The sequence below is a fragment of the Microbacterium sp. Ag1 genome, assembly GCF_001005635.1.
Classification (GTDB): Bacteria; Actinomycetota; Actinomycetes; order Actinomycetales; family Microbacteriaceae; genus Microbacterium; species Microbacterium oxydans.
Map to the genome: position 1 here is coordinate 211,860 of NZ_LBCR01000028.1, position 26,374 is coordinate 238,233.

Here is a 26,374-nt window from a genome sequence, read left to right on the forward strand (position 1 = left end):
AGTTGTTCTCTGCATTCTTTCGCCGTGCCTGGGGTCTCCGGGTCGCAGTCGCGGTGGCAGGGTGGGGAGAGCACCCCGAGACCTCCCGGTCTCTAGGGCGGTAGCTCAATTGGCAGAGCAGCGGTCTCCAAAACCGCAGGTTGCAGGTTCGATTCCTGTCCGCCCTGCGCGTCAGCGCAACGCTGACACACGAAAGGTACATTCAGGATGGATCAGGACGAACCGCGCGGCGAGGTCGTCGCGGCCGGCGCCACCCGCGAGAAGAAGGGCAACCCCTTCTCCCGGTTCTTCGGGAGCATCGCCCTGTTCATCCGCCAGGTCATCGCCGAGCTCCGCAAGGTCGTCACCCCGACTCGCAAGGAGCTGTTCAAGTTCACCGGGGTGGTGCTCGTCTTCGTGATCATCGTCATGGGCATCGTCTACGGCTTGGACTTCGCCTTCGGGCTCTTGGCGCACTGGGTGTTCGGAATCCCTGGCTGATGACCCCCGCGGCTCGCGCCGCAGCTATGGAGAAAACAACGTGTCTGAACGATATTCCGACGACGCCGACTGGGCGACCGCCGCTGAGCAGTCCAGCGAGGAAGACGAGGCCCAGGAGGGCAACGTGCTCGCTCAGGAAGAGCTCTCGGTCACCTCGGCTGAGCACGTCGCCGTCCACGTCGAAGACGAGGACGGCGAAGAGGATGACGTGGTTGACACCGACATCGACATCGACGACCCGGAGGCGGACGCCATCGTGAACGACGCTCTCAACCTGGACGAAGCGGCTGAGTCCGAGGCCGCCGCCGAGGTTCTCAACGAATCCGTGGCCGAAGAGGTCGCCGAGCAGGAGGCGGAGGCGGCCGACGAGGTCACCCCGTACGACGGCCCCGACGTGAACGGTGAAGACGACCGTCCAGCGGGCGAGGACGCCGAGTCCGAGGACGACGCGGAGGAGGACCCGTACGAGGCCTTCCGCATGGACCTCCGCATGCTCCCGGGCAAGTGGTACGTCATCCACTCCTACGCCGGTTTCGAGCGCAAGGTGAAGGCCAACATCGAGCAGCGCAAGTCGACGCTCGAGGTCGAGGACGAGATCTACCAGGTCGAGGTCCCGATGGAAGACGTGGTCGAGATCAAGAACGGCCAGCGCAAGATGGTCACCCGCGTGCGCATCCCCGGCTACGTGCTGGTGCGCATGGAGCTCACGGAGGACACCTGGTCCGTCGTCCGCCACACGCCCGGTGTGACCGGCTTCGTGGGCAACGCCCACAACCCGACGCCGCTGCGCTTCGAGGAGGCCTTCAACATGCTGAAGTCGCTCGTCGAGGTCAAGGACGTGCCGACCGCCAAGAACATCGCGTCGAAGGGCGGCGTCGCCGTCGCTCGTCCGCTGCCCGCAGAGGTCGACTTCGAGGTCGGCGAGACCATCACGATCAAGGAGGGCTCGTTCGCGGGTCTTCCCGGTTCGATCAGCGAGATCAAGCCCGAGAGCGGCAAGCTCACGGTGCTCGTCTCCCTCTTCGAGCGCGAGACCCCGGTCGAGCTGTCGTTCGACCAGGTCACCAAGATGATCTGACACCCGTCAGCGAGAACGGCCGTCCCATTCGGGGCGGCCGTTCTGCGTTGGTGCATCCGACCGGGGCAGGGGGGATCCGGTGACGTCCGTCGCTGCGCTCCGGATCAGGTAGACTTGTGTGGTTTGTGCGACAGCCCACATGGGTCCCTGAGCTTGTCGAAGGGCGCGCAGACGACCACGTTCCGGAAACGCCGGATCCGTGGGAGAAGCGGATGCTCCGGTATCCGATTCGATGAAAGGAAAGAGAATGGCACCGAAGAAGAAGGTGACCGGCCTGATCAAGCTTCAGATCAACGCCGGTGCAGCCAACCCGGCGCCGCCGATCGGCCCCGCGCTCGGTCAGCATGGCGTCAACATCATGGAGTTCTGCAAGGCGTACAACGCCGCGACCGAGTCGCAGCGCGGCAACGTCATCCCCGTCGAGATCACCGTCTACGAGGACCGCAGCTTCACCTTCGTCCTGAAGACCCCGCCCGCGGCGGAGCTCATCAAGAAGGCCGCAGGCGTCCCCAAGGGCTCTGCAACCCCGCACACCGTCAAGGTCGCGAAGATCACCAAGGACCAGGTCCGTCAGATCGCCGAGCAGAAGCAGGCCGACCTGAACGCGAACGACATCGAGGCCGCCTCGAAGATCATCGCCGGCACCGCCCGTTCCATGGGCATCACGGTCGAGGGCTGAGGAGAATAATCATGGCTACCAAGTCCAAGGCTTACAAGGCTGCCGCCGAGAAGATCGAGGCAGACCGTTTCTACACCCCGACCGAGGCCGTCGCCCTCGCGAAGGAGACCGGCTCGTCGAAGTTCGACTCGACCGTCGAGGTCGCGCTGAAGCTCGCCGTCGACCCCCGCAAGGCGGACCAGATGGTGCGCGGCACCGTCATCCTGCCCCACGGCACCGGTAAGACCGCCCGCGTCATCGTGTTCGCCACCGGCCCCGCAGCCGAGGCAGCGATCGCCGCAGGTGCAGATGAGGTCGGCGGCGCCGAGCTCATCCAGAAGGTCGCCGACGGTTGGACCAACTTCGACGCCGCCGTCTCCACCCCGGAGCTCATGGGCCAGGTCGGTCGTCTCGGAAAGGTGCTCGGACCCCGTGGTCTGATGCCGAACCCGAAGACCGGCACCGTGACCCCGAACCCGGCCAAGGCCGTCGAGGAGATCAAGGGCGGAAAGATCGAGTTCCGCGTCGACAAGCACGCCAACGTGCACTTCGTCGTCGGCAAGGCCTCCTTCACCGCCGAGCAGCTCGACGAGAACATCGGCGCAGCGCTCGAGGAGATCGTCCGCCTCAAGCCGTCGAGCTCGAAGGGCCGTTACATCCAGAAGGGTGCGGTGTCGACCACGTTCGGCCCCGGCATCCCGCTGGACGTCAACGCCATCTGAGTCTGGCTCTCTGAAACGCCCCCGGGTCCGCCCGGGGGCGTTTCTGCGTCCCGTCGGAACCGCGAAACGCAACGTCATCGGATGCGGGGAACCGACATGCGCCACGTACTGTGGGGGAGTTCCCGTGACGGTCGCGTAAACTCGCACCGCGCTTCTCACCCCAGGAGGGTTCATGTCCCGTCGTCTCATCGCCGTCACCGCACTCGTCGTCGCCGCCGCGGCACTGACCGCCTGCAGCGGGTCCAGCACTCCCGCGAGCACCTCGGGCTCCGGTGGGAGCTCCGCGAGCTCGGAGTACGGCCTCGCGAAGGACGGCGTCCTCACCGTCGGCACGGAGGGCACGTATCGTCCCTTCAGCTTCCACGGCGACAACGGAGCGGGCGACCTGACCGGCTACGACGTGGAGATCATCGAGGCCGTCGCAGACAAGCTCGGCCTCGACGTGAAGTTCGAGGAGACCCAGTGGGATGCGATCTTCGCGGGTCTCGACGCCGGCCGATTCGACGTGATCGCCAACCAGGTCACGATCAACGACGAGCGTGAGGCCAAGTACCTCTTCAGCTCCCCGTACACCGTCTCTCCGGGCGTGATCGTCGTGGCCGAGGACGACGACTCGATCTCGTCCTTCGCCGATCTCAAGGGCAAGACCACCGCGCAGTCCCTCACCAGCAACTGGAACGACCTCGCCACCGAGTCCGGCGCCAAGGTCGAGGGTGTCGAGGGGTGGGCCCAGGCGGTCGAGTTGCTCCGCCAGGGCCGCGTCGACGCGACCATCAACGACAAGCTCACCTTCCTCGACTACGAGACCACCAACAGCCCGACCGGACTGAAGATCGCGGCCGAGACCGATGAGGCGGGCAAGTCGGCGTTCGCGTTCACCAAGGACAAGGAAGCTCTCGTCACGGCCGTCGACGGAGCGCTCGACGAGCTCCGCGCTGACGGCACCCTGGCGGAGATCAGCAAGAAGTACTTCGGCGAAGACGTCTCCCAGTAATCGATGGAGAGTCCCTGGCAGCTGTTCCTCGACTCGCTCGGGCCGATCGCCTGGGCGGGTCTGACAGCGACGGTGCCGCTCGCGCTGGCGTCGTTCTCCCTGGGGCTGATCATCGCCATCGGCATCGCGCTGATGAGGATCTCGGTGAACCCGATCCTCTCGGGCATCGCGCGGTTCTACATCTCGGTGATCCGCGGGACGCCGCTGCTGGTGCAGCTTTTCGTGATCTTCTACGGCATGCCGTCGATCGGGATCACGATCGACCCGTGGCCGAGCGCGATCATCGCGCTGTCGCTCAACGTCGGCGGCTACGGCGCCGAGGTGGTGCGTGCGGCCATCCTCTCGGTCCCGCAGGGGCAGTGGGAGGCGGCGTACACGGTGGGCATGAACCGCACCCGCACGCTCACCCGCATCATCCTGCCGCAGGCCGCGCGCGTGTCCGTCCCGCCGCTGTCGAACACGTTCATCTCGCTCGTGAAGGACACCTCGCTCGCGTCGCTGATCCTCGTGACCGAGCTGTTCAAGGTGGCCCAGCAGATCGCCTCGACGACCTACGAGTTCATGGTGCTCTACCTCGCTGCGGCGCTGGTCTACTGGGTGTTCTGCCTGGTGCTGTCGTTCGGCCAGAGCGCTCTCGAGAGGAGGCTCGACAGCCGTGTCGCGCACTGACAACACTTCGGAGGCACTCCTCACCGCCCGCGGCCTGCGCAAGAGCTTCGGCGACAACGAGGTGCTCCGGGGGATCGACCTGACCCTGCACCGCGGAGAGGTCGTCGTGCTCATCGGGCCCAGCGGTTCCGGCAAGACCACGGTGCTGCGTGCCCTCAACGGTCTCGAGACGCCTGACGCCGGCACGATCGTGGTCGATGGCGGGCCCGAGATCGACTTCGCCCCCGCGGTGAAGCCCTCGCCCCGGGTGCAGAAGCAGAAGCGGTTCGCCCTGCGCGACCGGTCGGCGATGGTGTTCCAGCACCACAACCTGTTCCCTCACCTCACTGTCCTCGAGAACGTCATCGAGGGTCCGTGGCGCGTGCAGGGTCGACCGAAAGCCGAGGTCGTCGCCGAGGCGCTCATCCTCCTCGATCGCGTGGGTCTGGCCGACAAGTCTGACGCCCGGCCGCATCAGCTCTCCGGCGGACAGCAGCAGCGCGTCGGGATCGTGCGGGCGCTCGCGCTCAAGCCCGACCTGCTGCTGTTCGACGAGCCGACGAGCGCGCTGGATCCCGAGCTGGTGGGGGAGGTGCTGCTCGTCATCAAGGAGCTGGCCGACGAGAACTGGACCATGGCCGTGGTCACGCACGAGCTCAGCTTCGCGCGGGAAGCCGCGGATCACGTGCTGTTCATGGACGGCGGCGTCGTCGTCGAACAGGGCCCACCTGCCCAGCTCTTCAGTGCACCCACGCACGAGCGCACGCAGCGGTTCCTCACCCGCATCATGCGTCCTCTCGACGGTGCCTGAACTCCACGGTTCCTGAACTCCACGGTGCCTGAACTCCACGGTGCCTGAACTCCACGGTGCCTGAGCAGAGGCGCTGAGCCCGCGCGACCCTCGCCTCTGAGGTGGATCGGTGAGAGGATGCCCTCGTGGGCACCATCGACGACTATCTCGCGGACCTCGAACCGGCCGATCGGGCCGCTGTCGATCGTGTCTACGCGGTCGCGCGCACGGAGGTGCCGGACGCGGAGCAGGGCAAGGGCTACGGGATGCCGGCGCTCGTGCACCACGGCAAGCCGCTGCTCTCGGTGATGCGGGCCAAGAAGCACATCGGCGTCTACCCGTTCAGCCCCGATGCTGTGGCGGCCGTCGCCGACGCGCTCGGGAACCACCCCGGAGCCAGCGTCGACAAGGGCACCATCCGGTTCCAGCCAGAGCATCCGATCCCGACCGAAGTGCTGGAGACTCTCGTCCGCGCGCGTCTCGCTCAGATCGACGCCTCCTGATCCGTCACGCTCCCAGCACGGGGAGGACGAGACTGATCGCGATCGAGATCATGACGACGGCGATCACGGCGTCGAGGATGCGCCACGACCGTGGGGTGCGCAGCCATCGTCCGAGATAGCGCGCCCCGAAGCCCAACGCGGTGAACCACAGCAGGCTCGCGGCCATCGCCCCGACGGCGAAGAGCCAGCGCTGATCACCGTGGGTGGCCGCGATCGAACCGAGCATCAGCACCGTGTCGAGGTACACGTGCGGATTGAGCCAGGTGAGCGCGAGGGTGGTCAGGATGACCGGTGCCAGCCGCGTGCGGGTCATCGTGGGCGTCGTGCCTCCCGCGGTCGGGGCGCGGAGTGACGCGGAGTCCGCCGCGTCGACGTCGAGCTCCTCGCCGCCCCGCCAGGCCCTCCGCGCGGCGAGTGCTCCGTAGGTGAGCAGGAACAGCGCGCCCGCCCATCGGGCGACCACGACCAGCCAGGGTGCTGCGGAGATCACGAAGCCGAGGCCGGCGACCCCCGCGGCGATCAGTGCTGCATCGGAGAGCGCGCAGATGATCACCACGGCCAGGACGTGCTCGCGACGGATTCCCTGACGCAGCACGAACACGTTCTGCGCGCCGATGGCGACGATGAGGGAGAGGCCGAGTCCGAGGCCGGCGAGAATCGTGAGCATGTGTCCAGCGTAGAAACGGACACACATGAAGAGAAGCGAAGATTCCTACGGAACCATTAGCCTGGCTTATGTGCGTATCGACCCGGAACTCGCGAACACCCTCGCCGCGATCGTCGATGAAGGAACGCTGGACGCGGCTTCGAGGCGTCTGCAGATCACGCCGTCCGCGGTGAGCCAGCGTTTGAAGACCCTCGAGCAGCAGCTCGGCCGCATCCTGGTGGTGCGCACCAAGCCCGCACGCCTGACCGAGGCGGGGGAGGCCGTCGTCCGTCTGGCCAGACAGATCTCCCTGCTGGAGCATGACGCGCTCGCGGGGGTGGGCATCGACGACCCGGACGGCTCTCCACGCATCACGGTGCCTCTCGCGGTGAACGCCGATTCGATGGCGACGTGGTTCCTGGCCCCGCTCGCGCGACTCTCCGCACGGCACGACATCGACTTCGACCTGCATCGCGACGATCAGAACTTCACGGCCCGCCTGCTCGAATCGGGCGCGGTGATGGCGGCCGTCACGAGCGAGGAGACCCCCGTCACCGGCTGCTCCGTGTCACCGCTCGGGGTGCTCGAGTATCGCGCGATGGCCGAGCGGGAGTTCGCCGCTCGGTGGTTCCCCGACGGGGCGACCTCGTCGGCGCTGGCCGGAGCGCCGTTCGTCGACTTCGACCGCAGGGACACCCTGCAACATGAATGGCTCAGGGCGATGTCGGTCGAACAGGCGGGCGTCCCGCGTCATTACGTTCCGGCGTCACACGACTACGCGCTGGCGGTCGCTCTGGGGCTCGGGTGGGGCATGGTGCCGGTGCTGCAGGATTCGGGTGGACTCGTGCCCCTGGGCGGCCCCGTGCTTCGGGTGCAGCTCTACTGGCAGCAGTGGAACCTGCGATCGGAGCTGCTCGACACGATCGCCGCTGAGGTCGCGGACGAGGCTCGACGGGTGCTCGGGGCTCCTTCGCTCAGTCGGCCGCGCTCGTTCGCGGCGTCACCCCGGCCCCGAGGGCGTGCAGCAGCCGGGTGAGGTTCCCGATGTCCGCGAGGCTCCACTCCTGGAGCGTGCGCAGCAGCATGCCCTCCTGCGGAAGTCGGGCTGCGGACAGCCTCTCCGTGCCGAGCGGCGTGAGCTCGAGCAGGGAGGAGCGTCCGTCGGCGGGGTCGGCCGTGCGTTCGATGAGACCGAGGTCCTCCAGCTCACGCACCGTCCGACTCACCTGCCCCTTGTCCATGAGCATCCGCTCGGACAGTGCGGACACGGTGACCTGTTCGCACCGTGCGATCGTGGTGAAGATCTTGTAGGCGCCTGGCAGCAGCCCAGGACTCACACGGTTCGCGTTCTCGGTGATCACGCGGCGGAAGTGCGTGATCAGCTCACCGAACTCCGCCTCGAGGGCGCGGACCGCTTCGGCCCGCGCCTCCGGGGTGTCGGCGTCGTCCGCGGTGTGGGCGGTGCCGGGGGTGTCGTCAGCGTCGGACATCGGACGAGGCGTCTCCATGGTCGTCGGCGCGATGGATGACGCCCACCGCGCCGGTCGTCGGAGCGCCTGAGAGTGCCTCCGCGTCGGCGATCGCGACGTCGGATGCCTCTGCCGCACGGCCGTCGTCCTCCTTCGCGGCATCCGCGTGGGCGCGCTCGGTCGTCGTCATCGTGGTCAGCGGACGGTTCGGCAGGAACAGGATCGCCACAAGGCTGATCACGGCGAGCGGGATGCCGATCAGGAACGCGTGCGAGATCGCCTGCGCGTAGAAATCCTCGATGATCGAGCGCACCGGTTCGGGGAGCAGGCGCACCTCCGGCAGTGTTCCGCTGGACAGCTGGGCTGCGACCTCCGCACCCTTGTCACCCAGTTGAGCGATCGCTGCTCCGATGCGCTCCTTGCCGTCGCTGAACAGACCGGTGAGGCTGTTCGCGAGCACGGCACCCATCACCGAGACGCCGATCGTGCCGCCGAGGCTGCGGAAGAAGGTCACACCGGAGCTCGCGACGCCCATCTCGCTGGGCTTGGCGACGTTCTGCACGATGAGCACGAGGTTCTGCATCGTCATGCCGACGCCGGCGCCCATCACGAACATGTAGATCGAGACGAGGACGAAGTTCGTGTCGTAGTGCAGGGTCGACAGCATCACCGATCCGGCGATCAGCAGCACGGAGCCCAGGATCAGGTAGCCCTTCCACCTGCCGAACCGCGTGACGAGCTGGCCGATGACCATCGACGCGATCAGGAGCCCTGCCATCATCGGGAGGGTCATGAGTCCGGCCTCGGTCGGTGTGGCGCCACGGGACAGCTGCATGTACTGCGCGAGGTACACCGAGGTGCCGAACATCGCGACGCCGATCGAGATCGACGCGAGCACCGAGAGGGTGAAGGTGCGACCGCGGAAGAGCGTGAGCGGGATCAGCGGCTCTCGCACCCGGAGTTCCACGATGATGAAGGCGATGGCCGAGACGATCGCGCCGCCGACCATGAGCACGGTCTCCGTGCTCCACCAGTCGAAGGTCGATCCCGCGTTGGTGATCCAGATGAGGATCAGTGAGACGGCCGCGGAGAGCAGCACGATGCCGACGTAGTCGATCGAGACCTTGCGGGTGCGTTCGGTGCTGATATGGAGCGTCTTCTGCAGGATGATGAGGGCGGCGACCGCGAAAGGCAGGGCGACGAAGAAGTTCCATCGCCAGTTCGCGACATCGGTGATCCATCCGCCGAGCAGCGGGCCGCCCACCGTCGCGACGGCCATCACGGCGCCGAACAGGCCCATGTACCGGCCGCGCTCGCGGGGGCTGATGATGTCGGCCATGATCACCTGGCTGAGGGCCGCGAGTCCGCCGCCGCCGATGCCCTGGATGGCACGGAACGCGATGAGCGTGTTGGTGTCCTGCGCGAAGCCGGCGGCAGCCGTCGCGCCGACGAAGACGACGATGGCGATCTGGATCAGCAGCTTGCGGTTGAAGAGATCCGCGAGCTTGCCCCAGATGGGCGTCGAGATGGCGGTGGTGAGCAGCGTCGCGGTGATGACCCATGTGTAGGCGGCCTGGTCGCCGCCGAGGTCGTGCACGATGACCGGCATGGAGGTGGAGACCACCGTGGTGGCGATCATCGAGACGAACATGCCGAGCAGGAGGCCGGTGAGGGCTTCGAGCACCTGGCGATGCGTCATCTTGACAGGAGAATCCGGGGTCATGCCTGACCTTTCGCAGAGAGAAGGAGGGGAGGCTGCGACCGCTCTGGCGCGCGCGAGATGGTTGAACTGCGTCAACTATACGCTGGTCGTTGATATAGATCAACGATTACCGGAGGTCTCTCCACTCTGCGCGGGATGAGCGAATCTCCTGCGCGAAATCGCCTTGTTCTGCGGATGGGGCGGGGAGAGGATGGCGCAAACGCGCGGATGCGGGGTCGTTGAGGGGGACCGGAACAGAGGCATTCACGCGGTTCTCGAAGTTCCTGAGGGGGAAACGACATGGCAACCAAGGCAACCCAGCGCAAGGTCCTCGCGGTACTGGCGGGAGGGCTCGTGCTCGGCATCGGCACAGCGGTGACGCTCGCGGTGTGGAACGACTCCGAGTTCGCGAACGGCACGTTCACCGCCGGCGCCTTCAATCTCCAAGGATCGACGGACGGCACCACATATGCCGACCACAACTCCGCAGGCAGTGCAGCCACGCTCGCGTTCACGCTCCCCGCCGGGCTGGTGGGGAACATGTCGCCGACGAGCTCGGTGTACGCCGGATTCTGGGTGCGTCTGGCCGGCGGGACGACGACGGCAGCCAATCTCGTCGCCGACGGCACGACCGCCGACCCCGCAGCGAGCTCCAACACCGGACACCTGTCCTATTCGATCTATCAGCTCGCGCCCGGCGCGACCTGCAACGCGGCGAGTGCCACCGGAACGCCGATCGCGACCGGAGCGACGCTCGACGTGCAGACCGGTGCGACGCAGGTGCCGCTCGCCGTCGGCAGCCCCACGACAGCTCCTGGTACGGCCGTGCAACTCTGCTTCAAAGTGACGGCGGATGCGTCGCTGACGCCGAGCCTGGTGACCAACGCCACCTGGAAGTTCACGGCCACGTCGACGAGCTGAGTACGTGATGGTCACCCGCAGAGATGTGCGGGAGGGGCGGAGACTTCGATCGCGTCGACTGCGAGCCGTTCTCGCGGGAGGGGTCGTGCTCGGCATCGGCGCCGCCGCCACACTCGCCGCCTGGAACGACTCCGAGTACGGAACCGCGAACTTCACCGCGGGCCGGTTCGACATCGTCGGAGCCGTCGATGGAGCCACGTTCTCGAGCCACGCGACCACCGGCGCGGCCGCGACCCTGAACTTCCAGCTCGCTCCGACCGCCATGGCGCCGGGCAACTCCACCTATGCGTTGTTCAGCGTCAAGACAGCGAACCCGTCCGTTGCAGGAACCCTGCAGCTGTCGGCGGGGACTCCGGGGGGAACGGGACTCGCCGCCTATCTCACCTACGGAGTGCGAACGATCGCCGGTACCACCTGCAACGCGACCACGTACGCGGCCGGGACCGCGGTCGTGGCTGACGGATCGGCCCTCACCGCTGGCGGATCCGCGACGCAGGTCGTCACCGCGAACGGTTCCGCACAAGTGAACTACTGCTTCGCCGTCACGCTCCCGCTCACCGCTGCGAACGCGGCGCAGGGCCTGACGATGACGCAGACCTGGCAGTTCCTCGGGACGTCGTCGTAGCAGCGATGCCAGGGAGAGGACGAGCACATGACGACCCCCACACGGCGGAGCCTGAGGGAGGACAAGACGTCCCTCGCCGCGGTCGAACCCCACGCGACCGCGGCGAGGGTACATTCCCGGATACGACCGGGGCGCGTGATCGGCGACGTGCTGCTCTGGGCGGCCGCGATCGCCGGCGCCGTCTGCATCCTGCTCGTCGTGCTCGCCTTCACGGCGCAGATCACGCTCATCATGTTCCGCACCGGCTCCATGTCGCCCAGGATCCCCGCCGGTTCCGTCGCGGTGGTGCAGCGCGTGCCCGCGAGCGAGGTGGTCGTCGGTGATGTGGTCACGGTCGACCGCGAGGGGGAGCTCCCCGTCACCCACCGCGTCACCTCCGTCGTCGCGGGTGCGAGTGTGCCGGAGCGGGTGATCACGATGCGAGGGGATGCGAACGCGGCGGAGGATCCCTTCCCGTACACGGTCTCCTCGGTCAGGAAGGTGGTCTTCGCGGTTCCGGGGGTCGCGTCGATCATCGCCGGGATGGGCAATCCGATGGTGCTGGGGGTCCTGACCGTCGCGGCGACGTCGCTCGTCGTATGGGCCTTCTGGCCGCGCGAGCAGCGCCGAGCCGCTCGCGATCCCGACGGGAACGGCCCATGAGGCGCGCGCTCGCCGCGGTCCTGCTCGCGGTCGCCGTGATCGTGACGCCGGGTGCGGCCTGGGCGGCGCCCACGACACAGGTCATCCAGGGATCCGTTCTCCGACTGGTCTCCGTTGCGGACTGGGCAGCGGCAGGCAGCCTGTTGCCGGGGCAGCCGGTGCAGTGGGACATCGAGGTGAGTGCTGACGCGCCGGATCCGGGAGTCATCAGGATCGCGGTGAGCGCGACAGGTGAAGCACACCTGCTCCTGGACATCTCGACGTGCGCGGAGGCATGGACGGAGAGCGGATGTCCGGTGGGCGCGACGGCCCTGCGCACGCGGTGGGACATCCCGCGCGACGGCGTCGAGGTTCCGCTCCTGCAGGTCGCCGACACCGAGACGACACACCTCCGCCTCGCCATCGTCCTCGATCCCGCGGGCGGATCGGGCGCCGGCAGCACCGATGTCCGCGTGCACGCGCAGGGCGCGGGGGAGACGGTGGTCGCGGGGTCCGACGGTGCCCTGGCGACGACGGGACTTCCCTCCGCGGCGCCGTGGATCGTCGGAGCCGGTGCCGGCCTCATCGGGTCCGGTGCCGTGCTGGTGCTCCGCCGTCGAGGCGCTGCTTCGTGGCAGGAGGTGCGAGATGAGGCCTCGTGAGCGTGCACGGATCCTCGCCGGAGTCGTCGGCCTCGCGGTGCTCCTCGGCGTCGCCTCGTCTCCGTCGGTGCAGATGACCGATGCCGCCTTCACCGACAGCGAGTACGCGACGCGATCGTTCACGGCATCGACGTTGGCGACTCCGGTGGTGACCTCGTGCACGGTCACGAGTTTTCTCGGCACGTTCACCGGCTTCACGATCACCTGGACCTCGCCGTACCTGACGGTGCAGCAGCGGCTGTCGATCAACAACGTCGTCGTCGACAACAGCAACGTCACGCAGAGCGGCTCCGGCCCGTACACCTATTCGTCGACGATCAGCTCCGGGCTTCTGAACACGCTGCTCGGAAGCCTGCTGGGGTCGACGAACACCGTCAAGGTGGAGAGCATCTACGCGGGAACGTCGTGGGTGTCACCGGCGGCGACGCGCACACTGTCGGTCGGCGGTCTGCTGGGCCTCGGTGGCAACAACACCTGCACCTGAGGACGGCGGACGCGGGGTGGGAGTCAGTCGTGCCGGGTCAGTCGTGCCGGTCGGTGAACTCGTCGGTCGGCGAGCCCGTCAGTCGGCGAGGGCCAGAGCACGGAAGGCGTCGCGCTCTCGAAGCTGCTCTCGGCGGCTGGCGGCGGCGTCCACGATCCGGTTCGGAACCTGCTGTCCTGTGGTGCGGCGGTAGAGCTCATCGATGAGGTCGGTGGCGAGTCCGACGAGCTTGGCGATCTCGCGGTCGTCGCGGTCGATCCACACACAGCGCGGCTCGTCGTGGATGGGCGCGAAGTCGACGTGCTCCTCCCACACGAACAGCGTGCGTTCGGCGCCGAGGACGTGCTGCTGCCACCAGATCTGACGGAGGTAGGTGCGCGGGATGCCGCGGAAAGGCTTGTTCGTGGTCTTGATCTCGGCGAGCTTCACGCGCCCGTCCGCGTCGACTGCGATGCCGTCGGGTGTGGCGAGATGACGATGCTCGACCTCGGCGCGGAACAGCGCGGACGAGGGGAGGATGCCGTGGGTGGCCGCCACCCAGGCCGCGATCTCGGGTTCGCGTCGGCGGCCGTGATCCGTGTACGCGTTGCCGCCGAAGCGGGGTCCGCCACCGAGTTTCGAGTCCGCCGCCCTGGCGATCGACTTCTCGGAGGTGAGTCCGGCCACGTCGGTCGCCGTGATGCCCCGGGATCGAGCTCTCAACCAGGCCACGCGGTCACGGGAATCCGCGACGATGCGTGCAGAGAGTTCCGGGGTCACCCTTCGACCCTAACCCCGCCCGCCGACCCTCTCCGCCCTCACACGCCGCCCCCGCCCCCCTCCCGCCCGCGTCGAGACCCAAGGCTGTCGCCGACACCCACGCCCGCAGTCGCTCGGGGGCATGGGTCTCGACGATAGGCATGGGTCCGGGGACTGCCAGGTAGGCAGGTGCACCGCCGACTGTTGTTCTGCACAGCGTGGATGTGAAGCGAGTTGTCCGCACTTCCGGCAAGCGCTGGTCATCGCAGCGTGGATGGGCTGCGGGAAGGGTGAGGATCGAGTGCATGCGCAGGACCATCACCATCGAGGAAGCGTGCCGGCTCCTTCTCGCCAGAAGTGATGTGCTCGCTCGAGGGGTGACCGAGCGCGAGCTCCGGGCCATGGTCGACGACGGCTCGATCGTGCGAGTGCGTCGCGGCTGGTACGCGGATTCAGTGGAGTGGGAGCAGCTCTGGGACGAGAGTCGTCATCTGTTGAAGGTGCTCGCCGTGCACCGGGAATCCGCCGGTGGCCGTGCCACATTCTGCTTCGCTTCGGCGGCCGTCATCCACGGGCTTCCGCTCTATCGGACCTCGCCGACCCACGTTCACGCTGTTCTCGGTCCGACGAGTCGCAGCAGAGTGAAGTGGGGTGTCGCGAGGCACGATCTCACTCTCCGCGATAGCGACCTCGTGGAAGTCGAAGGCATCCGATGCACCTCGCTCGAGAGGACCGTGCTCGACCTGGCATGCCGGCTCACGCCCGAAGCGGCGATCGCCGTCGCCGACGCGGCGCTACGGCGCATGGCGGTCCGGCGACACGACCAGGACCATGCGGCTGCCGCAGAGTGGCGGAGTGAACTCGGGAGGCGGGCGCATACCCTCTCGAACCGTGGCATCCGTCAGGCCCGAGAGGTGATCGCGTTCTCAGATGGCCGCGCTCAGCTGCCCGGAGAGAGCGTGAGTCGTCTGCACCTTCACCGTCTCGGGTTCACCGAGGTCGATCTGCAGTCGCGCGTCACCGGACCGCACGGCGAGGAGTACTCGCTCGACTTCGCCTTTCGGGGAGCGCGGACGTTCGGCGAGTTCGACGGGCGAGGAAAGTACCTCGATCCGACGTTGCGCACAGGGATGTCGGCGGAGGCCGTGGTGCTCGCGGAGAAGCGTCGGGAGGATGCGATCCGCGGAGTCACCGGGTGGCGGATCGTCCGCTGGGGATCCGAGGACATCGTCACGTCGGATGCTCTCGGCGCGCGGCTCCGTGCGTTCGGCCTCCGCCCCTGACGCACGCTGCACTCGTGCTCGCCGAGCCCCCTGGTGTCACCGAGACCCACGCTCATCGCCCAGACCCATGCTCTAACGCGCATCCAAGTGTGGGTCTCGCAGGGGTGCGTGGGTCTCGGCGGGAGTGCGCCCTTCCTCACGCCATCTCATCGCCCAGACCCACGCTCATCGCCCAGACCCACGCTCTAACGCGCATCCGAGGGTGGGTCTCGATACGGAACGTGGGTCTCGGCGGAGACGAGGGGGAGAGGGACGGGGGGAGGGGGAGGGACCGGGGGGACGGGGGATTTGGGGGGACTTGGGGGGGATTTGGGGGGAGAGGCGGGGGTGGGGTAGAGTTGTGGGGAACCGAAGACCGCTGGTCATCGTGTGCGCGTGAGTGCACAGGATCGAAGCTCTGCATCGCAGGGGCCCGCGCAGGACACGAACTTTCCAAAGCTCCGTGCGCTTGCGCCGGAGCTTTTCTCTTTGCAGGTGGTCCAGGTCGGCGCCTCACCACCGTGCGGCGCCTCGTACACACCAAGGAGTGACCATGGCGCAGAAGGATGCATCGGTCGCCGAGCTCACGAAGTCATTCGAGAACTCGACTGCCGTTCTGCTGACCGAGTACCGCGGTCTGACGGTTGCCCAGCTCAAGGAGCTGCGCAACAGCATCCGTCAGGACGCTGAGTACGCCGTGGTGAAGAACACGCTGACCAAGATCGCCGCCAACAAGGCTGGCATCTCCGCGCTGGACGACGACCTCAAGGGTCCGTCGGCCGTCGCGTTCGTGCACGGTGACTTCGTCGCCACCGCCAAGGCTCTGCGTGACTTCGCCAAGGCCAACCCGCTTCTCGTGATCAAGTCCGGCATCTTCGAGGGCAACGCCCTCACCGCGGACGAGGTCAACAAGTACGCCGCGCTGGAGAGCCGTGAGGTTCTGCTGGCGAAGGCTGCGGGCATGATGAAGGCGACGATGGGCAAGGCTGCGGCCACCATCGATGCTCTTCGCGAAAAGCTGGAGACCGCAGAGGCCGCGTAAGCGACCGGCGATCTCGTCTACAAACCCCATCTATCTAGGAGATACATCATGGCGAAGCTTTCCACCGAGGAACTGCTCGAGCAGTTCGCCGGCCTGACCCTCATCGAGCTCAACGAGTTCGTGAAGGCGTTCGAGGAGAAGTTCGAGGTCACCGCTGCTGCTCCCGTCGCCGTCGCCGGTGCTGCGGGTGGCGCAGGCGCTGCTGAGGCTGAGGAAGAGAAGGACTCCTTCGACGTCATCCTCGAGGCCGCTGGCGACAAGAAGATCCAGGTCATCAAGACCGTCCGCGAGCTCACCTCGCTGGGTCTCGGCGAGGCCAAGGCTGTCGTCGACGGTGCCCCGAAGGCCGTCCTTGAGGGCGCCAACAAGGAGACCGCCGACAAGGCCAAGGCTGCGCTCGAAGAGGCAGGCGCAACGGTTACCCTCAAGTAATCGCGACGCTCACGCGTTTCTGATCGAAGGCCCCGGGTTCGCCCGGGGCCTTCGTGCGTGCCCGGGGCGTTCCCGATGTTCCAGGCGTCCCAGACTGCTCGCGCCGACGGCACCGAGGGATGCCGGCAACGGCACCGCCGCCGGCATCCCCGGAATGTTGCGAGCTCAGCGCGGGGGAGCAGTAGAGCTGCGTACCACGAGGGCGGATGCGGCGTCGACGCGCTCGAGCGGAGCGTCCGGGTCCTCCATCTGCTGCGTCAGCAGACGCACGGCCTCATGGCCCTGGTCGCGCGGCGACTGGCCGATCGTGGTCAGCGCGAACATGTCCGCGTGTTCGTGATCGTCGACTCCGACGACGCTGAGCTCCGTCGGAACGGCGATCCCCAGACGTCTGGCCGCGATGATCGCGCCGATCGCGGCCTCGTCGCACACTCCGACGATCGCGGTCGGGCGTCGGCGTCTGTCGCCGAGCAGTCCGGCCGCAGCCGTATAGCCGCCGGGCATGGTCGGGGCCGCGCCGGCGATGCGGGCGTGCGCCGAGAGGCCAGCGGCCCGCAGGGCGCCACGATAGCCGTCGAGTCGCTGTGCATCGCCGAAGCTCAGCTCCGCGGCATCCGTCGATCCGCCGACGAAGGCGATGTCGGTGTGCCCGAGCTCGATGAGGTGCTCGGTGGCGATACGCGCGGCGGCGGTGTCGTCGATGGACACGGCGCTCGACCCCTCGCTGTAGGGCCCCACGCTGACGAGGGGGCGCCCCGCCTGCTGCAGTCGCTCGAGTTCACGGGCGCTCGGTTGGATGCCGACCGCGATGATGCCGTCGAAGCGGCGCCCGGGGAGGATGCTCTCGAACAGCCGCTCCCTGGTCTTCGAGCCCTCGGGCACGCCGTACAGCGACAGGTCGTAGTCCAGAGCGAAGAGCGACTCCTGCACTCCGGCGAGCAGTTCGGCGAAGAACCATCGGTCCACCGGGGGCATGACCACTCCCACGGTGCGGGTGCGCCCCGTCGCCAGGCTTGTCGCGGACGAATGGGCGACGTAGGAGAGTTCGCGCGCAGCGTCCGCGACGCGCTGCCTGGTCGCTGTCGACACGTACCCACGGCCGCTCAGGGCGCGGCTCGCGGTGGCCTTCGACACGCCAGCACGTGACGCGACGTCCGCGATCGTGCTCATCGGTCCTCCTCGACCTGATCACGCGGCTGCGTGGACCCGGCGCAGGGTGCGCGCCGCGTCACAGCGTAGCCGCCGGCACGCGAAAAAGGAACCGGTTCCAGGCGTTCGGCGAGGGAGCGCTCCCATGTGTGTGATGCGAGCACCGCGAATGGTTGCGAGCTTGTGACCCTAGCGTGTTGTGCGGTGATGCTGATCGCCAGTAGGTTGGCCTGGAATCGGTTCCCTAACGATGCCCCGGGGTGGCGTCGCACCAGCCGGGAACCTGTACTCGAAGAGGAGAATTCACATGACTCTGTCACAGCGTTCCCGGCGTTACGCGCCGCTCGCCCTGCTGGGGGTCGCGGGCATCGCGCTCGCCGGATGCGGGGCTCCCGGTGGAGCACCGAGCACCGGCGGAGGAGACGGAGGCGACGCCACCGTCACGATCTACGGCACGATCGTCGACGATGAGGCGAAGCTCCTCCAGGAGTCCTGGAAGGACTGGGCCGACGAGAACGGCATCACGATCAAGTACGAGGGCAGCCAGGACTTCGAGACGCAGCTCGGCACCCGCGCACAGGGCGGCAACCCGCCGGACATCGCGATCTTCCCGCAGCCGGGCCTGTTCGCCGACTTCGCCAACCGCGACTACCTGAAGCCCGCTCCGGAAGCGGTCGAGAAGAACGCCAACGAGTACTGGACCGAGGACTGGGTCAACTACGGCACGGTCGACGGCACCTTCTACGGCGCTCCGCTCATGGCCAACGTCAAGGGGTGGATCTGGTACTCGCCAGCGAAGTTCAAGGAATGGGGCGTCGAGGTTCCGACCACGCTCGATGAGATGAGCGCCCTCACCGACAAGATCCAGGCTGCGACGGGCACGCCCGCCTGGTGCGCCGGCTTCGAGTCGGGCACCGCGACCGGATGGCCGGGAACGGACTGGGTCGAGGACTACGTGCTGCGTCAGTCCGGTCCGGAGGTCTACGACCAGTGGGTCACCAACGAGGTCAAGTTCACCGACCCGCAGATCAAGCAGGCGTTCGACTCGGTCGGCGAGGTCCTGCTGAACCCGGCAAACGTCAACGCCGGCTTCGGTGACGTCCGCTCGATCAACTCCACCGCGTTCGGTGACGTCGCTCCCAAGCTCGCCGCCGGCGAGTGCGCGCTGACGCACCAGGCCTCGTTCCTCTCGGGCTTCTTCCCCGACGGCACGACGGTCGCGGAGGACGGCGACGTCTGGGCGTTCATGCTCCCGGGTGAGAGCGCCGACGACAAGGCCGTGACCGGTGCCGGTGAGATCGTCGGAGCGTTCACCGACTCCGAGGCCACCCAGAAGGTGCTCGAGTACCTCTCGAGCCCTGAGTGGGCGAACAGCCGCGTCAGCCTCGGCGGCGTGACCTCGGCCAACAACGGGCTCGACCCGGCGAACGCGAAGGACCCGATCCTGCAGGAGACCATCAAGATCCTTCAGGACCCGGACACCACCTTCCGCTTCGACGCGTCCGACCTGATGCCGGGTGCCGTCGGCGCCGGCACGTTCTGGAAGGGCATCGTGGCCTGGGTCAACGGCACGCCGACGGACGACGTCCTCACGCAGATCCAGACGGGCTGGCCCGCCAGCTGATAGACGAGGAGGGCTGCCCTCTGGGAGGCAGCCCTCCTCATCTCTCGACGCCGCACGCCGATGCGCGGTCGTCGTTACGCTCCGCGTGATGAAGGGGAATCCGTGAACGCGACTATTTTCTTCCAGTGGATCGGCTCGCTCCCGCCGATCCTGCAGGCGGTCGCCGTCGTCATCGCTTTCGCGGTGGTCGTGGCGCTCATCCTGTTCCTCGTGGACATCGCTCCACGCAGGGGAGCGCTCTACACCGGCATCCGGCTGGCGATGTGCCTGCTCATCCCGTTCGCCGTGATGTGGTTCTTCAACTCCTACTACTGGGCGATGGGAGTGGCGGTCGCGGTCGGGGCGCTGTTCTTCTGGCTCGACTATCGATCACGCGACGGCGCCGGCTATCTGATCCAGCTCGTCGCCTTCATGGCACCAGCCATCCTGCTGCTGCTGGTCGGCCTGATCCTGCCGTCCATCCAGACGATGTACTCGTCGTTCCTGAACTCGTCGGGGAAGGACTTCGTCGGGTTCGCCAACTACCTGTGGATCTTCACGCAGTCCGATGGCATCACCTCGGTCGTCAACACGATCATCTGGGTGCTGCTCGTCCCGACCGTGTCGACCATCGTCGGTCTCGCCTACGCGGTGTTCATCGACCGCACCCGCGGCGAGAAGATCTACAAGGTCCTCGTGTTCATGCCCATGGCGATCTCCTTCGTCGGGGCCGGCATCATCTGGCGGTTCATGTACGAGTACCGCGGCCCCCAGTTCGAGCAGATCGGTCTGCTCAACCAGATCATGGTGTGGTTCGGCGGTGAGCCGCAGCAGTGGCTGCTGAACGAGCCGTGGAACACGCTGTTCCTGATCGTGGTGCTCATCTGGGTGCAGACCGGTTTCGCCATGGTGCTGCTGTCCGCGTCGATCAAGGGCGTGCCGCAGGAACTGCTCGAAGCGGCGGAGCTCGACGGTGCGAATGCCTGGGAGCGCTTCATCTCGGTGACGATCCCCTCCATCCGCCCCGCACTGATCGTGGTGCTGACGACGATCTCGATCGCCTCGCTGAAGGTGTTCGACATCGTCAGGACGATGACCGCCGGCAACTACGGCACCTCGGTGCTCGCGAACGAGATGTACACCCAGTTCTCGAAGTTCGAGGCCGGACGCAGTGCCGCGCTCTCCGTGATCCTGTTCATCCTGGTGCTGCCGATCGTCATCTACAACGCACGCCAGATCAAGAAGCAGCGGGAGATCCGATGACCGACACCGTGAAGTCCGAAACCGCTGTCAGCACCCGCGCCATCACGACCGGAGGCGGCATCGAAGGCTCCGCAGGACGCGCTCGCAAGAAGCTGTCGCGCCCCTGGGCGTCCGTCGCCTCCATCGTGATCGCGGTGCTCTGGACGATCCCGACGCTCGGGCTGTTCATCTCCTCGTTCCGGCCGCGCGATCAGATCCAGTCGAGCGGATGGTGGACGTTCTTCGCCGATCCGCAGGTGACGATCGAGAACTATGTCGACGTGCTGCAGTCCGGCACGACGCAGCTCACGATCCTCGAGTCGTTCGTCAACTCGATCGCGATCACGATCCCGGCCACGCTCGTACCGCTGATGATCGCCTCGATGGCGGCCTACGCCTTCGCGTGGATCGACTTCAAGGGCCGCAACGCGCTGTTCATCTTCGTGTTCGCCCTGCAGATCGTGCCGATCCAGATGGCCCTGGTGCCACTGCTGAGTTCGTTCTCGCGAGGGATCAATCTCTTCGGCCTCCAGGTGACGCAGCCGCTCGGCGCGTCGGACGGCTACGCGCAGGTGTGGATCGCGCACACCATGTTCGCGCTACCGCTGGCGATCTACCTGCTGCACAACTTCATGTCGGAGATCCCGGGGGAGATCATCGAGGCGGCCCGCGTCGACGGTGCCTCCCGCGGCCAGATCTTCTTCCGCGTGGTGCTGCCGCTGACGATGCCGGCGATCGCATCCGTCGCGATCTTCCAGTTCCTGTGGGTCTGGAACGACCTGCTCGTCGGACTGGTGTTCGCCGATGGAGCTGCCGCGCCGATCACGAAGCTGCTGGCCGAGATCACCGGAACCAGAGGAAACGACTGGTATCTGCTCACGGCGGGCGCCTTCGTGTCGATCATCGTGCCGCTGATCGTGTTCTTCGCTCTGCAGCGCTACTTCGTCCGCGGCCTGCTGGCCGGATCGACGAAGGGCTGACCTTCGAGAGACACCGGGGGCCTTTCGAGAGGACGGATGCCGCGGTCGGGTGCAACACAGCCCCGGTCGCGGCATCCGCGCGTCTACCCTGAAGTCATGAAGTACGCAGACTCGATCGTCGACCTCGTCGGCGACACGCCCCTCGTGAAGCTGAATCGCGTCACCGAGGGTGTGGCGTGCACAGTGCTCGTGAAGCTGGAGTACCTGAACCCCGGCGGGTCGTCGAAGGATCGCATCGCCGCGCGGATCATCGATGCCGCGGAGGCGTCGGGCGACCTGAAGCCCGGGGGCACGATCGTCGAAGCGACCAGCGGCAACACCGGGGTGGGGTTGGCGCTCGTCGCTCAGCAGCGCGGCTACAGCTGCGTCTTCGTGCTGCCGGACAAGGTCGGCGAGGACAAGATCGACGTGTTGCGGGCCTACGGCGCCGAGATCGTCGTGACGCCGACCTCGGTGGCCCCCGACAGTCCCGAGTCGTACTACAGCGTGAGCGACCGGCTCGCGCGCGAGATCCCCGGTGCCTTCAAGCCCAACCAGTACGAGAACCCGAACGGCCCGCGTAGCCACTACGAGACGACGGGGCCGGAGATCTGGCGCGACACCGACGGCGAGGTCACGCACTTCGTCGCCGGCGTCGGTACCGGTGGCACGATCACGGGCACGGGTCGCTACCTGCGTGAAGTCTCTGACGGACGGGTGCGCATCGTCGGAGTCGACCCCGAGGGGAGCGTCTACAGCGGCGGGACCGGTCGTCCGTACTTGGTGGAGGGCGTGGGCGAGGACATCTGGCCCGGTGCCTACGATCCGACCGTGCCGCACGAGATCGTCGCGGTCGGAGACGCAGAGGCCTTCGCCATGACGCGGCGGCTTGCCCGCGAGGAGGGCATCCTCGTCGGCGGATCGAGCGGCATGGCCGTGGTCGGTGCGCTGCGCGTCGCGCGGGATCTGCCCGCGGATGCCGTGATGGTGGTGCTGCTCCCCGACGGCGGGCGCGGCTACCTGGGCAAGATCTTCAACGACGGATGGATGCGCTCCTACGGCTTCAGCGAGCTGGAGGAGGGAGAGACCGTCGCCGACGTGCTCGCCGCTCGTCCGTCGCGACAGGGCGCGGGCATCCCCGACCTGGTTCACGCCCATCCCACCGACACCGTGCTCGAGGCCATCGGGATGATGACCGAGTACGACGTCTCGCAGCTGGTCGTGCTGAGCGCCGAGCCGCCCGTGATGATGGGCGAGGTGGTCGGCACCGTCGACGAGAAGGGGCTGCTCGACCTGCTGTTCCGTGGTGAGGCGAACGCGACGGACGCAGTGGGGGCGCACGTGGGGGAGAGGCTGCCGCTCGTCGGCATCCACGCTCCCGTCGCTCAGGCCAAGGCAGCGCTCGCCGATGCCGACGCGCTGCTGGTGACCGAAGACGGCAAGCCGCACACGGTGCTGACGCGTCAGGATCTGCTCGCCTATCTGTCGCGCTGAGGATGTCGGGATATCGGCCGACCCGGGGCGTAACCGGACGGCCGTCCGTGCGAGCGCGGACGTAGGCTGAGGAGCATGTCCGATCACGCCTTCGCCACCCGAGCCATCCACGCAGGACAAGCGCCAGACCCCGTCACGGGCGCGATCATCCCGCCGATCTATCAGTCCTCCACGCACGTGCAGGACAGCGTCGGGGGCCTGCGCTCAGGGTACGAGTACAACCGTGCGGGGAACCCCACACGTTCTTCGCTCGAGACGCAGCTCGCGGCTCTCGAGGGAGGTGCGAGCGCGCTGTCCTTCGCCTCGGGGCTCGCGGCGGAGGACGCGCTGCTGCGCGGGATCCTGAAGCCGGGAGACCACGTCCTGCTCGGCAACGACGTCTACGGCGGAACGTACCGGCTCCTCACCCGGGTGCTGGCGCCCTGGGGTATCGAGACGACGACGGTCGAGCTCGCAGACATCGACGCGCTCCGCGCTGCCATCCGCCCCGAGACGAAGATCGTCTGGCTGGAGACGCCGAGCAACCCGCTCCTGAAGATCGTCGACATCGCGCAGATCGCCGAGATCGCGCATGCGGCGGGTCTCACGGTCGTCGTCGACAACACGTTCGCCTCGCCGGCGCTGCAGCAGCCGCTCGCGCTCGGCGCCGACCTGGTCGTGCACTCCACGACCAAGTACCTCGGCGGCCACTCGGACGTGCTCGGCGGTGCGGTCGTGTTCGCGGACGATCGGTTCTTCGAGCAGGTGAAGTTCCAGCAGTTCGCGGTCGGCGCGGTCTCCGCACCGCTGGATGCCTGGCTGACGACCCGCGGCATCAAGACGCTCGCGCTGCGGATGCGCCAGCACTCCGAGAACGCTCAGGCCATCGCCGAGTGGGCGCAGGCCCGCCCTGAGTTCGTCCAGGTGTACTTCCCCGGTCTCGCCTCGCACCCCGGCCACGACATCGCGGCGAAGCAGATGAGCGCCTTCGGCGGGATGCTGTCGTTCGGTCTCGCGGCCGGCGCCGACGCGGCGCGCGCCTTCGTCGAGAGCACCTCGGTGTTCCAGCTCGCAGAGTCGCTCGGCGGTGTCGAGTCGCTCATCGGATACCCGCCGGACATGACGCACGCGTCCGTACGAGGTACCGAGCTCGCCGTCCCGGAGAACATCGTGCGGCTCTCGGTGGGAATCGAAGACGTGGGCGACCTGATCGCCGACCTCGAGCAGGGACTCGACCGCATCTCGCGCTGATCGAGGCGCCTTCTGAGACGCACCTCCGCGGATCCGCGGGGGTGCGTTCTCCGTTCTCGTCCGTGTGGAAGCGGTCCGGGCGGCGGTAACATGGGGGCTTCCCCTGGTCGAATCGATTCGACCATTGCATCCCCTGAACTCTGGAAGGACGTCGTGTCCGACGCTCCCCGCACTGATTCCCTCCCCGTCGTGAAGGCGGAGGATTCCGCCGATGACGCACCGAAGATCTCGCCGCCGGAACGCACCGCGACGGGAAGCATCCGCATCCCGACCGCGACCGGCGCCATCCGCACCCTCGGCGCGAACCCCGCGACCGCGCCGATCATGCTGCACCCGGGCGATGCCATCTCCCTCGGCCGTCGCACGCTGTACATCATCCTGCTCGGCGCGCTCACGGCCCTCGGCCCGTTCACGATCGACCTCTACCTTCCCGCCTTCCCGGTTCTGGAGCAGGACTTCCAGACCACGGCAGCCGCCATCCAGCTGACCCTGACCGGAACGATGATCGGCTTCGCGCTCGGTCAACTGGTGGTCGGTCCGCTCAGCGACAAGGTCGGGCGCCGTGTGCCGCTCATCGCGGTGACCGCTCTGCACGTGCTGGCCAGTGTGGGCGCAGCCTTCGCCCCGGATCTCGCGCTGCTCAGCGTGGCACGCGTGCTCATGGGTATCGGCGCTGCGGCCGGAGGAGTCGTGGCCATGGCGATCGTGCGCGACCTCTTCGGCGGGCGTCGACTCGTCGTCATGCTCTCGCGCCTCGCCCTGGTCTCCGGTGTGGCTCCGGTCATCGCGCCGCTCATCGGCTCCTGGCTCCTCACGCTCATGCCGTGGCGCGGCATCTTCGGGGTGCTCGCGGCCTACGGCATCGTGATGCTGCTGTCGACGATCCTGTTCATCCCGGAGACCCTTCCCGTCGCGCGGCGTCAGGACCGTGGCGGTGCCACCATGCTGCAGCGTTACCGTTCGGTGCTGTCCGATCGGGTGTTCCTGGGCGTGCTCGTGATCGGCGGGATGACGTTCTCCGGTCTGTTCTCCTACCTGTCGGCGTCCCCCTTCCTGTTCCAGGTGACGCACGGGCTCGACGCGCAGCAGTACGGTCTGCTGTTCGCGGTGAACTCGCTCGGCGTCGTCGTCGGAGTCCAGACCGCGTCACGTCTGGCCGCGCGCTTCGGGCCGCAGTGGGTCATGGCCTACTCCACCGCCGTGCTGCTCATCGCCGGAACGGCCATCATCGTCACCGACCAGCTCGGTCTCGGGCTGTGGGGTACGGTCATCCCGCTGTTCGTCTTCATGACGGCCTGCGGATTCACGTTCCCCAACGTGCAGGTCCTCGCGCTCGACCGTCATGGGAAGGCAGCAGGGACCGCCGCATCGATCATCGGTGCGACCAACTTCGGTGTCGCCGGGCTCATCTCGCCGGTCGTGGGCTGGCTCTCGCATGACGCGGGTATCACCGCGACCACCATGGCCTCCGTCATGGTCGGCTGCGCCGCGATCGGCATCCTGTCGCTCTGGTTCGTGGTGCGCCCGCGCACGGTCGGGATGCTCGCTCCCTGAGTGTTCAGGCATCGTCCGACAGAATGGGACGATGAACAGGCGGATGCTGCTGTGGTGGGGAGTGGGCCTCCTCGCGCTCGCGACGATTCTCGGCGCCGTGGTGGTGTTCGCCTACCCGCAGACGCCGGGCTTCGACAACTGGTGGAACGACACCGTCGCGGGCGTCCGCGCCGACTGGATGGTCGACTTCGCCCTCGCCCTGAACTGGGTCGGCGGGGGATGGGTCGCGATCTTCGGGGTGCCCTTGCTGGTGATCCTGGCGCTCGTGCTGGCGCGTCGGTGGCGCAGTGCGCTGTTCGCCGCGCTGTGTTTCGCCGCGAGCGCCGCCGGTGTGCAGGTGCTCAAGCAGTTGTTCGGCCGCGCTCGGCCCGACGACATGCTGGTGGTGAGCGACTACGGTTCCTTCCCCTCAGGGCACACCGCGAACGCCGCGACCATCGCCCTCGTGCTCTGGGTACTGTTCCCGCGGGTCTGGGTGGCGATCGTCGGTGCGGCGTGGATCCTCGGGATGGCGCTCTCGCGCACCTTCCTGTCGGTGCACTGGGCCAGCGACACCCTCGGCGGCGCTCTGGTCGGTGCCGGCGTCGTGCTGGTGCTCGCCGCCTGGCTGCTTCCGTGGGTGCAGCAGAACGGGAAGCCGGCGGTCGAGGCGCCGATAGGCTGAGA

General features: G+C 67.4%; 29 protein-coding genes and 1 tRNA gene. 25 read left to right on the forward strand and 5 right to left on the reverse strand.

What is annotated here, in order from left to right:
• Positions 1-94 precede the first annotated feature (94 nt).
• The 9 genes from AAY78_RS08490 to AAY78_RS08530 all read left to right on the forward strand — a co-directional run bounded on the left by AAY78_RS08490 (position 95) and on the right by AAY78_RS08530 (position 5,873).
• A tRNA-Trp gene (locus AAY78_RS08490) sits at positions 95-167 on the forward strand.
• A 40-nt stretch (positions 168-207) separates the two neighbouring features.
• Entirely contained in the window at positions 208-480 is a 273-nt protein-coding gene (gene secE, locus AAY78_RS08495) for a preprotein translocase subunit SecE (RefSeq protein WP_021201065.1), read from the forward strand.
• A 40-nt stretch (positions 481-520) separates the two neighbouring features.
• The gene (gene nusG, locus AAY78_RS08500) at positions 521-1,558 is read left to right on the forward strand and encodes a transcription termination/antitermination protein NusG (RefSeq protein ID WP_046747863.1); all 1,038 of its coding nucleotides are present in this window, start codon (positions 521-523) and stop codon (positions 1,556-1,558) included.
• 247 nt (positions 1,559-1,805) lie between these two features.
• Positions 1,806-2,237, forward strand: coding sequence for a 50S ribosomal protein L11 (rplK, locus tag AAY78_RS08505; protein WP_046747864.1), 432 nt, complete (start codon positions 1,806-1,808; stop codon positions 2,235-2,237).
• An 11-nt stretch (positions 2,238-2,248) separates the two neighbouring features.
• Positions 2,249-2,938 (forward strand): 50S ribosomal protein L1, encoded by a 690-nt coding sequence (gene rplA, locus AAY78_RS08510; RefSeq protein ID WP_046747865.1) that lies wholly within the window; start codon positions 2,249-2,251, stop codon positions 2,936-2,938.
• 172 nt (positions 2,939-3,110) lie between these two features.
• The gene (locus AAY78_RS08515) at positions 3,111-3,932 is read left to right on the forward strand and encodes an amino acid ABC transporter substrate-binding protein (RefSeq protein WP_046747866.1); all 822 of its coding nucleotides are present in this window, start codon (positions 3,111-3,113) and stop codon (positions 3,930-3,932) included.
• Between the two features lie 3 nt (positions 3,933-3,935).
• On the forward strand, positions 3,936-4,601 hold the full coding sequence (locus AAY78_RS08520; protein ID WP_046747867.1) for an amino acid ABC transporter permease: 666 nt from the start codon (positions 3,936-3,938) through the stop codon (positions 4,599-4,601).
• Positions 4,588-5,391, forward strand: a complete 804-nt coding sequence (locus AAY78_RS08525; RefSeq protein ID WP_046747868.1) for an amino acid ABC transporter ATP-binding protein — start codon at positions 4,588-4,590, stop codon at positions 5,389-5,391. Before AAY78_RS08520 ends, AAY78_RS08525 begins: the two co-directional genes overlap by 14 nt.
• Before the next feature lie 125 nt (positions 5,392-5,516).
• Positions 5,517-5,873 carry an iron chaperone gene (locus tag AAY78_RS08530; protein WP_046747869.1) on the forward strand — a complete coding sequence of 119 codons (357 nt, stop codon included), beginning with the start codon at positions 5,517-5,519 and terminating at the stop codon, positions 5,871-5,873.
• A gap of 4 nt (positions 5,874-5,877) precedes the next feature.
• Here the strand turns inward: AAY78_RS08530 and AAY78_RS08535 are convergent, their stop codons facing one another.
• Complete coding sequence (locus tag AAY78_RS08535) at positions 5,878-6,540, reverse strand: LysE/ArgO family amino acid transporter (RefSeq protein WP_046747870.1); 663 nt, start codon at positions 6,538-6,540, stop codon at positions 5,878-5,880.
• A gap of 70 nt (positions 6,541-6,610) precedes the next feature.
• Between AAY78_RS08535 and AAY78_RS08540 the strand changes: the two genes are divergently transcribed.
• Positions 6,611-7,555: a LysR family transcriptional regulator ArgP gene (locus AAY78_RS08540; RefSeq protein ID WP_052748702.1), complete on the forward strand. Its 945-nt coding sequence runs from the start codon at positions 6,611-6,613 to the stop codon at positions 7,553-7,555.
• On the opposite strand, the gene AAY78_RS08545 is transcribed toward AAY78_RS08540, so the two are convergent.
• Positions 7,494-8,009 carry a MarR family winged helix-turn-helix transcriptional regulator gene (locus AAY78_RS08545; protein WP_046747872.1) on the reverse strand — a complete coding sequence of 172 codons (516 nt, stop codon included), beginning with the start codon at positions 8,007-8,009 and terminating at the stop codon, positions 7,494-7,496. The genes AAY78_RS08540 and AAY78_RS08545 overlap by 62 nt on opposite strands.
• Entirely contained in the window at positions 7,996-9,711 is a 1,716-nt protein-coding gene (locus AAY78_RS08550) for an MDR family MFS transporter (RefSeq protein ID WP_046747873.1), read from the reverse strand. Before AAY78_RS08550 ends, AAY78_RS08545 begins: the two co-directional genes overlap by 14 nt.
• A gap of 279 nt (positions 9,712-9,990) precedes the next feature.
• Between AAY78_RS08550 and AAY78_RS08555 the strand changes: the two genes are divergently transcribed.
• Genes AAY78_RS08555 through AAY78_RS08575 form a run of 5 tightly spaced genes read left to right on the forward strand, consistent with a single transcriptional unit; the run spans position 9,991 to position 13,003 of the window.
• Positions 9,991-10,611, forward strand: coding sequence for a SipW-dependent-type signal peptide-containing protein (locus AAY78_RS08555; protein ID WP_046747874.1), 621 nt, complete (start codon positions 9,991-9,993; stop codon positions 10,609-10,611).
• Between the two features lie 7 nt (positions 10,612-10,618).
• On the forward strand, positions 10,619-11,236 hold the full coding sequence (locus tag AAY78_RS08560) for a SipW-dependent-type signal peptide-containing protein (protein ID WP_046747875.1): 618 nt from the start codon (positions 10,619-10,621) through the stop codon (positions 11,234-11,236).
• 27 nt (positions 11,237-11,263) lie between these two features.
• On the forward strand, positions 11,264-11,878 hold the full coding sequence (locus AAY78_RS08565; protein ID WP_052748703.1) for a signal peptidase I: 615 nt from the start codon (positions 11,264-11,266) through the stop codon (positions 11,876-11,878).
• Complete coding sequence (locus AAY78_RS08570) at positions 11,875-12,519, forward strand: LPXTG cell wall anchor domain-containing protein (RefSeq protein ID WP_046747876.1); 645 nt, start codon at positions 11,875-11,877, stop codon at positions 12,517-12,519. The genes AAY78_RS08565 and AAY78_RS08570 overlap by 4 nt, the downstream gene beginning before the upstream one ends.
• Positions 12,506-13,003, forward strand: coding sequence for a hypothetical protein (locus tag AAY78_RS08575; RefSeq protein ID WP_046747877.1), 498 nt, complete (start codon positions 12,506-12,508; stop codon positions 13,001-13,003). The genes AAY78_RS08570 and AAY78_RS08575 overlap by 14 nt, the downstream gene beginning before the upstream one ends.
• Before the next feature lie 78 nt (positions 13,004-13,081).
• Here AAY78_RS08575 and AAY78_RS08580 read toward each other — a convergent pair whose 3' ends face one another.
• Positions 13,082-13,762 carry a YqaJ viral recombinase family protein gene (locus tag AAY78_RS08580; protein WP_046747878.1) on the reverse strand — a complete coding sequence of 227 codons (681 nt, stop codon included), beginning with the start codon at positions 13,760-13,762 and terminating at the stop codon, positions 13,082-13,084.
• Positions 13,763-14,046: 284 nt separating this feature from the next.
• On the opposite strand from AAY78_RS08580, the gene AAY78_RS08585 reads away from it, so the two are divergent.
• The 3 genes from AAY78_RS08585 to rplL all read left to right on the forward strand — a co-directional run bounded on the left by AAY78_RS08585 (position 14,047) and on the right by rplL (position 16,477).
• A complete protein-coding gene (locus AAY78_RS08585; RefSeq protein WP_046747879.1) occupies positions 14,047-15,024 on the forward strand; it encodes a hypothetical protein in 978 nt (325 codons plus the stop codon).
• A 532-nt stretch (positions 15,025-15,556) separates the two neighbouring features.
• Entirely contained in the window at positions 15,557-16,045 is a 489-nt protein-coding gene (rplJ, locus tag AAY78_RS08590) for a 50S ribosomal protein L10 (RefSeq protein WP_017829129.1), read from the forward strand.
• Positions 16,046-16,093: 48 nt separating this feature from the next.
• Complete coding sequence (gene rplL, locus AAY78_RS08595) at positions 16,094-16,477, forward strand: 50S ribosomal protein L7/L12 (protein WP_046747880.1); 384 nt, start codon at positions 16,094-16,096, stop codon at positions 16,475-16,477.
• Positions 16,478-16,642: 165 nt separating this feature from the next.
• On the opposite strand, the gene AAY78_RS08600 is transcribed toward rplL, so the two are convergent.
• Positions 16,643-17,647 (reverse strand): LacI family DNA-binding transcriptional regulator, encoded by a 1,005-nt coding sequence (locus tag AAY78_RS08600; protein ID WP_046747881.1) that lies wholly within the window; start codon positions 17,645-17,647, stop codon positions 16,643-16,645.
• A gap of 286 nt (positions 17,648-17,933) precedes the next feature.
• On the opposite strand from AAY78_RS08600, the gene AAY78_RS08605 reads away from it, so the two are divergent.
• The 7 genes from AAY78_RS08605 (at position 17,934) to AAY78_RS08635 (ending at position 26,372) form a co-directional block, all read left to right on the forward strand.
• Entirely contained in the window at positions 17,934-19,250 is a 1,317-nt protein-coding gene (locus AAY78_RS08605; protein ID WP_046747882.1) for an ABC transporter substrate-binding protein, read from the forward strand.
• A 102-nt stretch (positions 19,251-19,352) separates the two neighbouring features.
• A complete protein-coding gene (locus AAY78_RS08610) occupies positions 19,353-20,492 on the forward strand; it encodes a carbohydrate ABC transporter permease (protein ID WP_197073161.1) in 1,140 nt (379 codons plus the stop codon).
• Positions 20,489-21,451, forward strand: a complete 963-nt coding sequence (locus tag AAY78_RS08615; protein ID WP_046747883.1) for a carbohydrate ABC transporter permease — start codon at positions 20,489-20,491, stop codon at positions 21,449-21,451. Before AAY78_RS08610 ends, AAY78_RS08615 begins: the two co-directional genes overlap by 4 nt.
• Before the next feature lie 96 nt (positions 21,452-21,547).
• The gene (locus AAY78_RS08620; protein ID WP_046747884.1) at positions 21,548-22,924 is read left to right on the forward strand and encodes a cystathionine beta-synthase; all 1,377 of its coding nucleotides are present in this window, start codon (positions 21,548-21,550) and stop codon (positions 22,922-22,924) included.
• Positions 22,925-22,999: 75 nt separating this feature from the next.
• On the forward strand, positions 23,000-24,154 hold the full coding sequence (locus tag AAY78_RS08625; protein ID WP_046747885.1) for a cystathionine gamma-synthase: 1,155 nt from the start codon (positions 23,000-23,002) through the stop codon (positions 24,152-24,154).
• A 153-nt stretch (positions 24,155-24,307) separates the two neighbouring features.
• On the forward strand, positions 24,308-25,708 hold the full coding sequence (locus AAY78_RS08630) for a multidrug effflux MFS transporter (protein WP_171011033.1): 1,401 nt from the start codon (positions 24,308-24,310) through the stop codon (positions 25,706-25,708).
• A gap of 31 nt (positions 25,709-25,739) precedes the next feature.
• A complete protein-coding gene (locus tag AAY78_RS08635) occupies positions 25,740-26,372 on the forward strand; it encodes a phosphatase PAP2 family protein (RefSeq protein WP_046747886.1) in 633 nt (210 codons plus the stop codon).
• Positions 26,373-26,374: the final 2 nt, after the last annotated feature.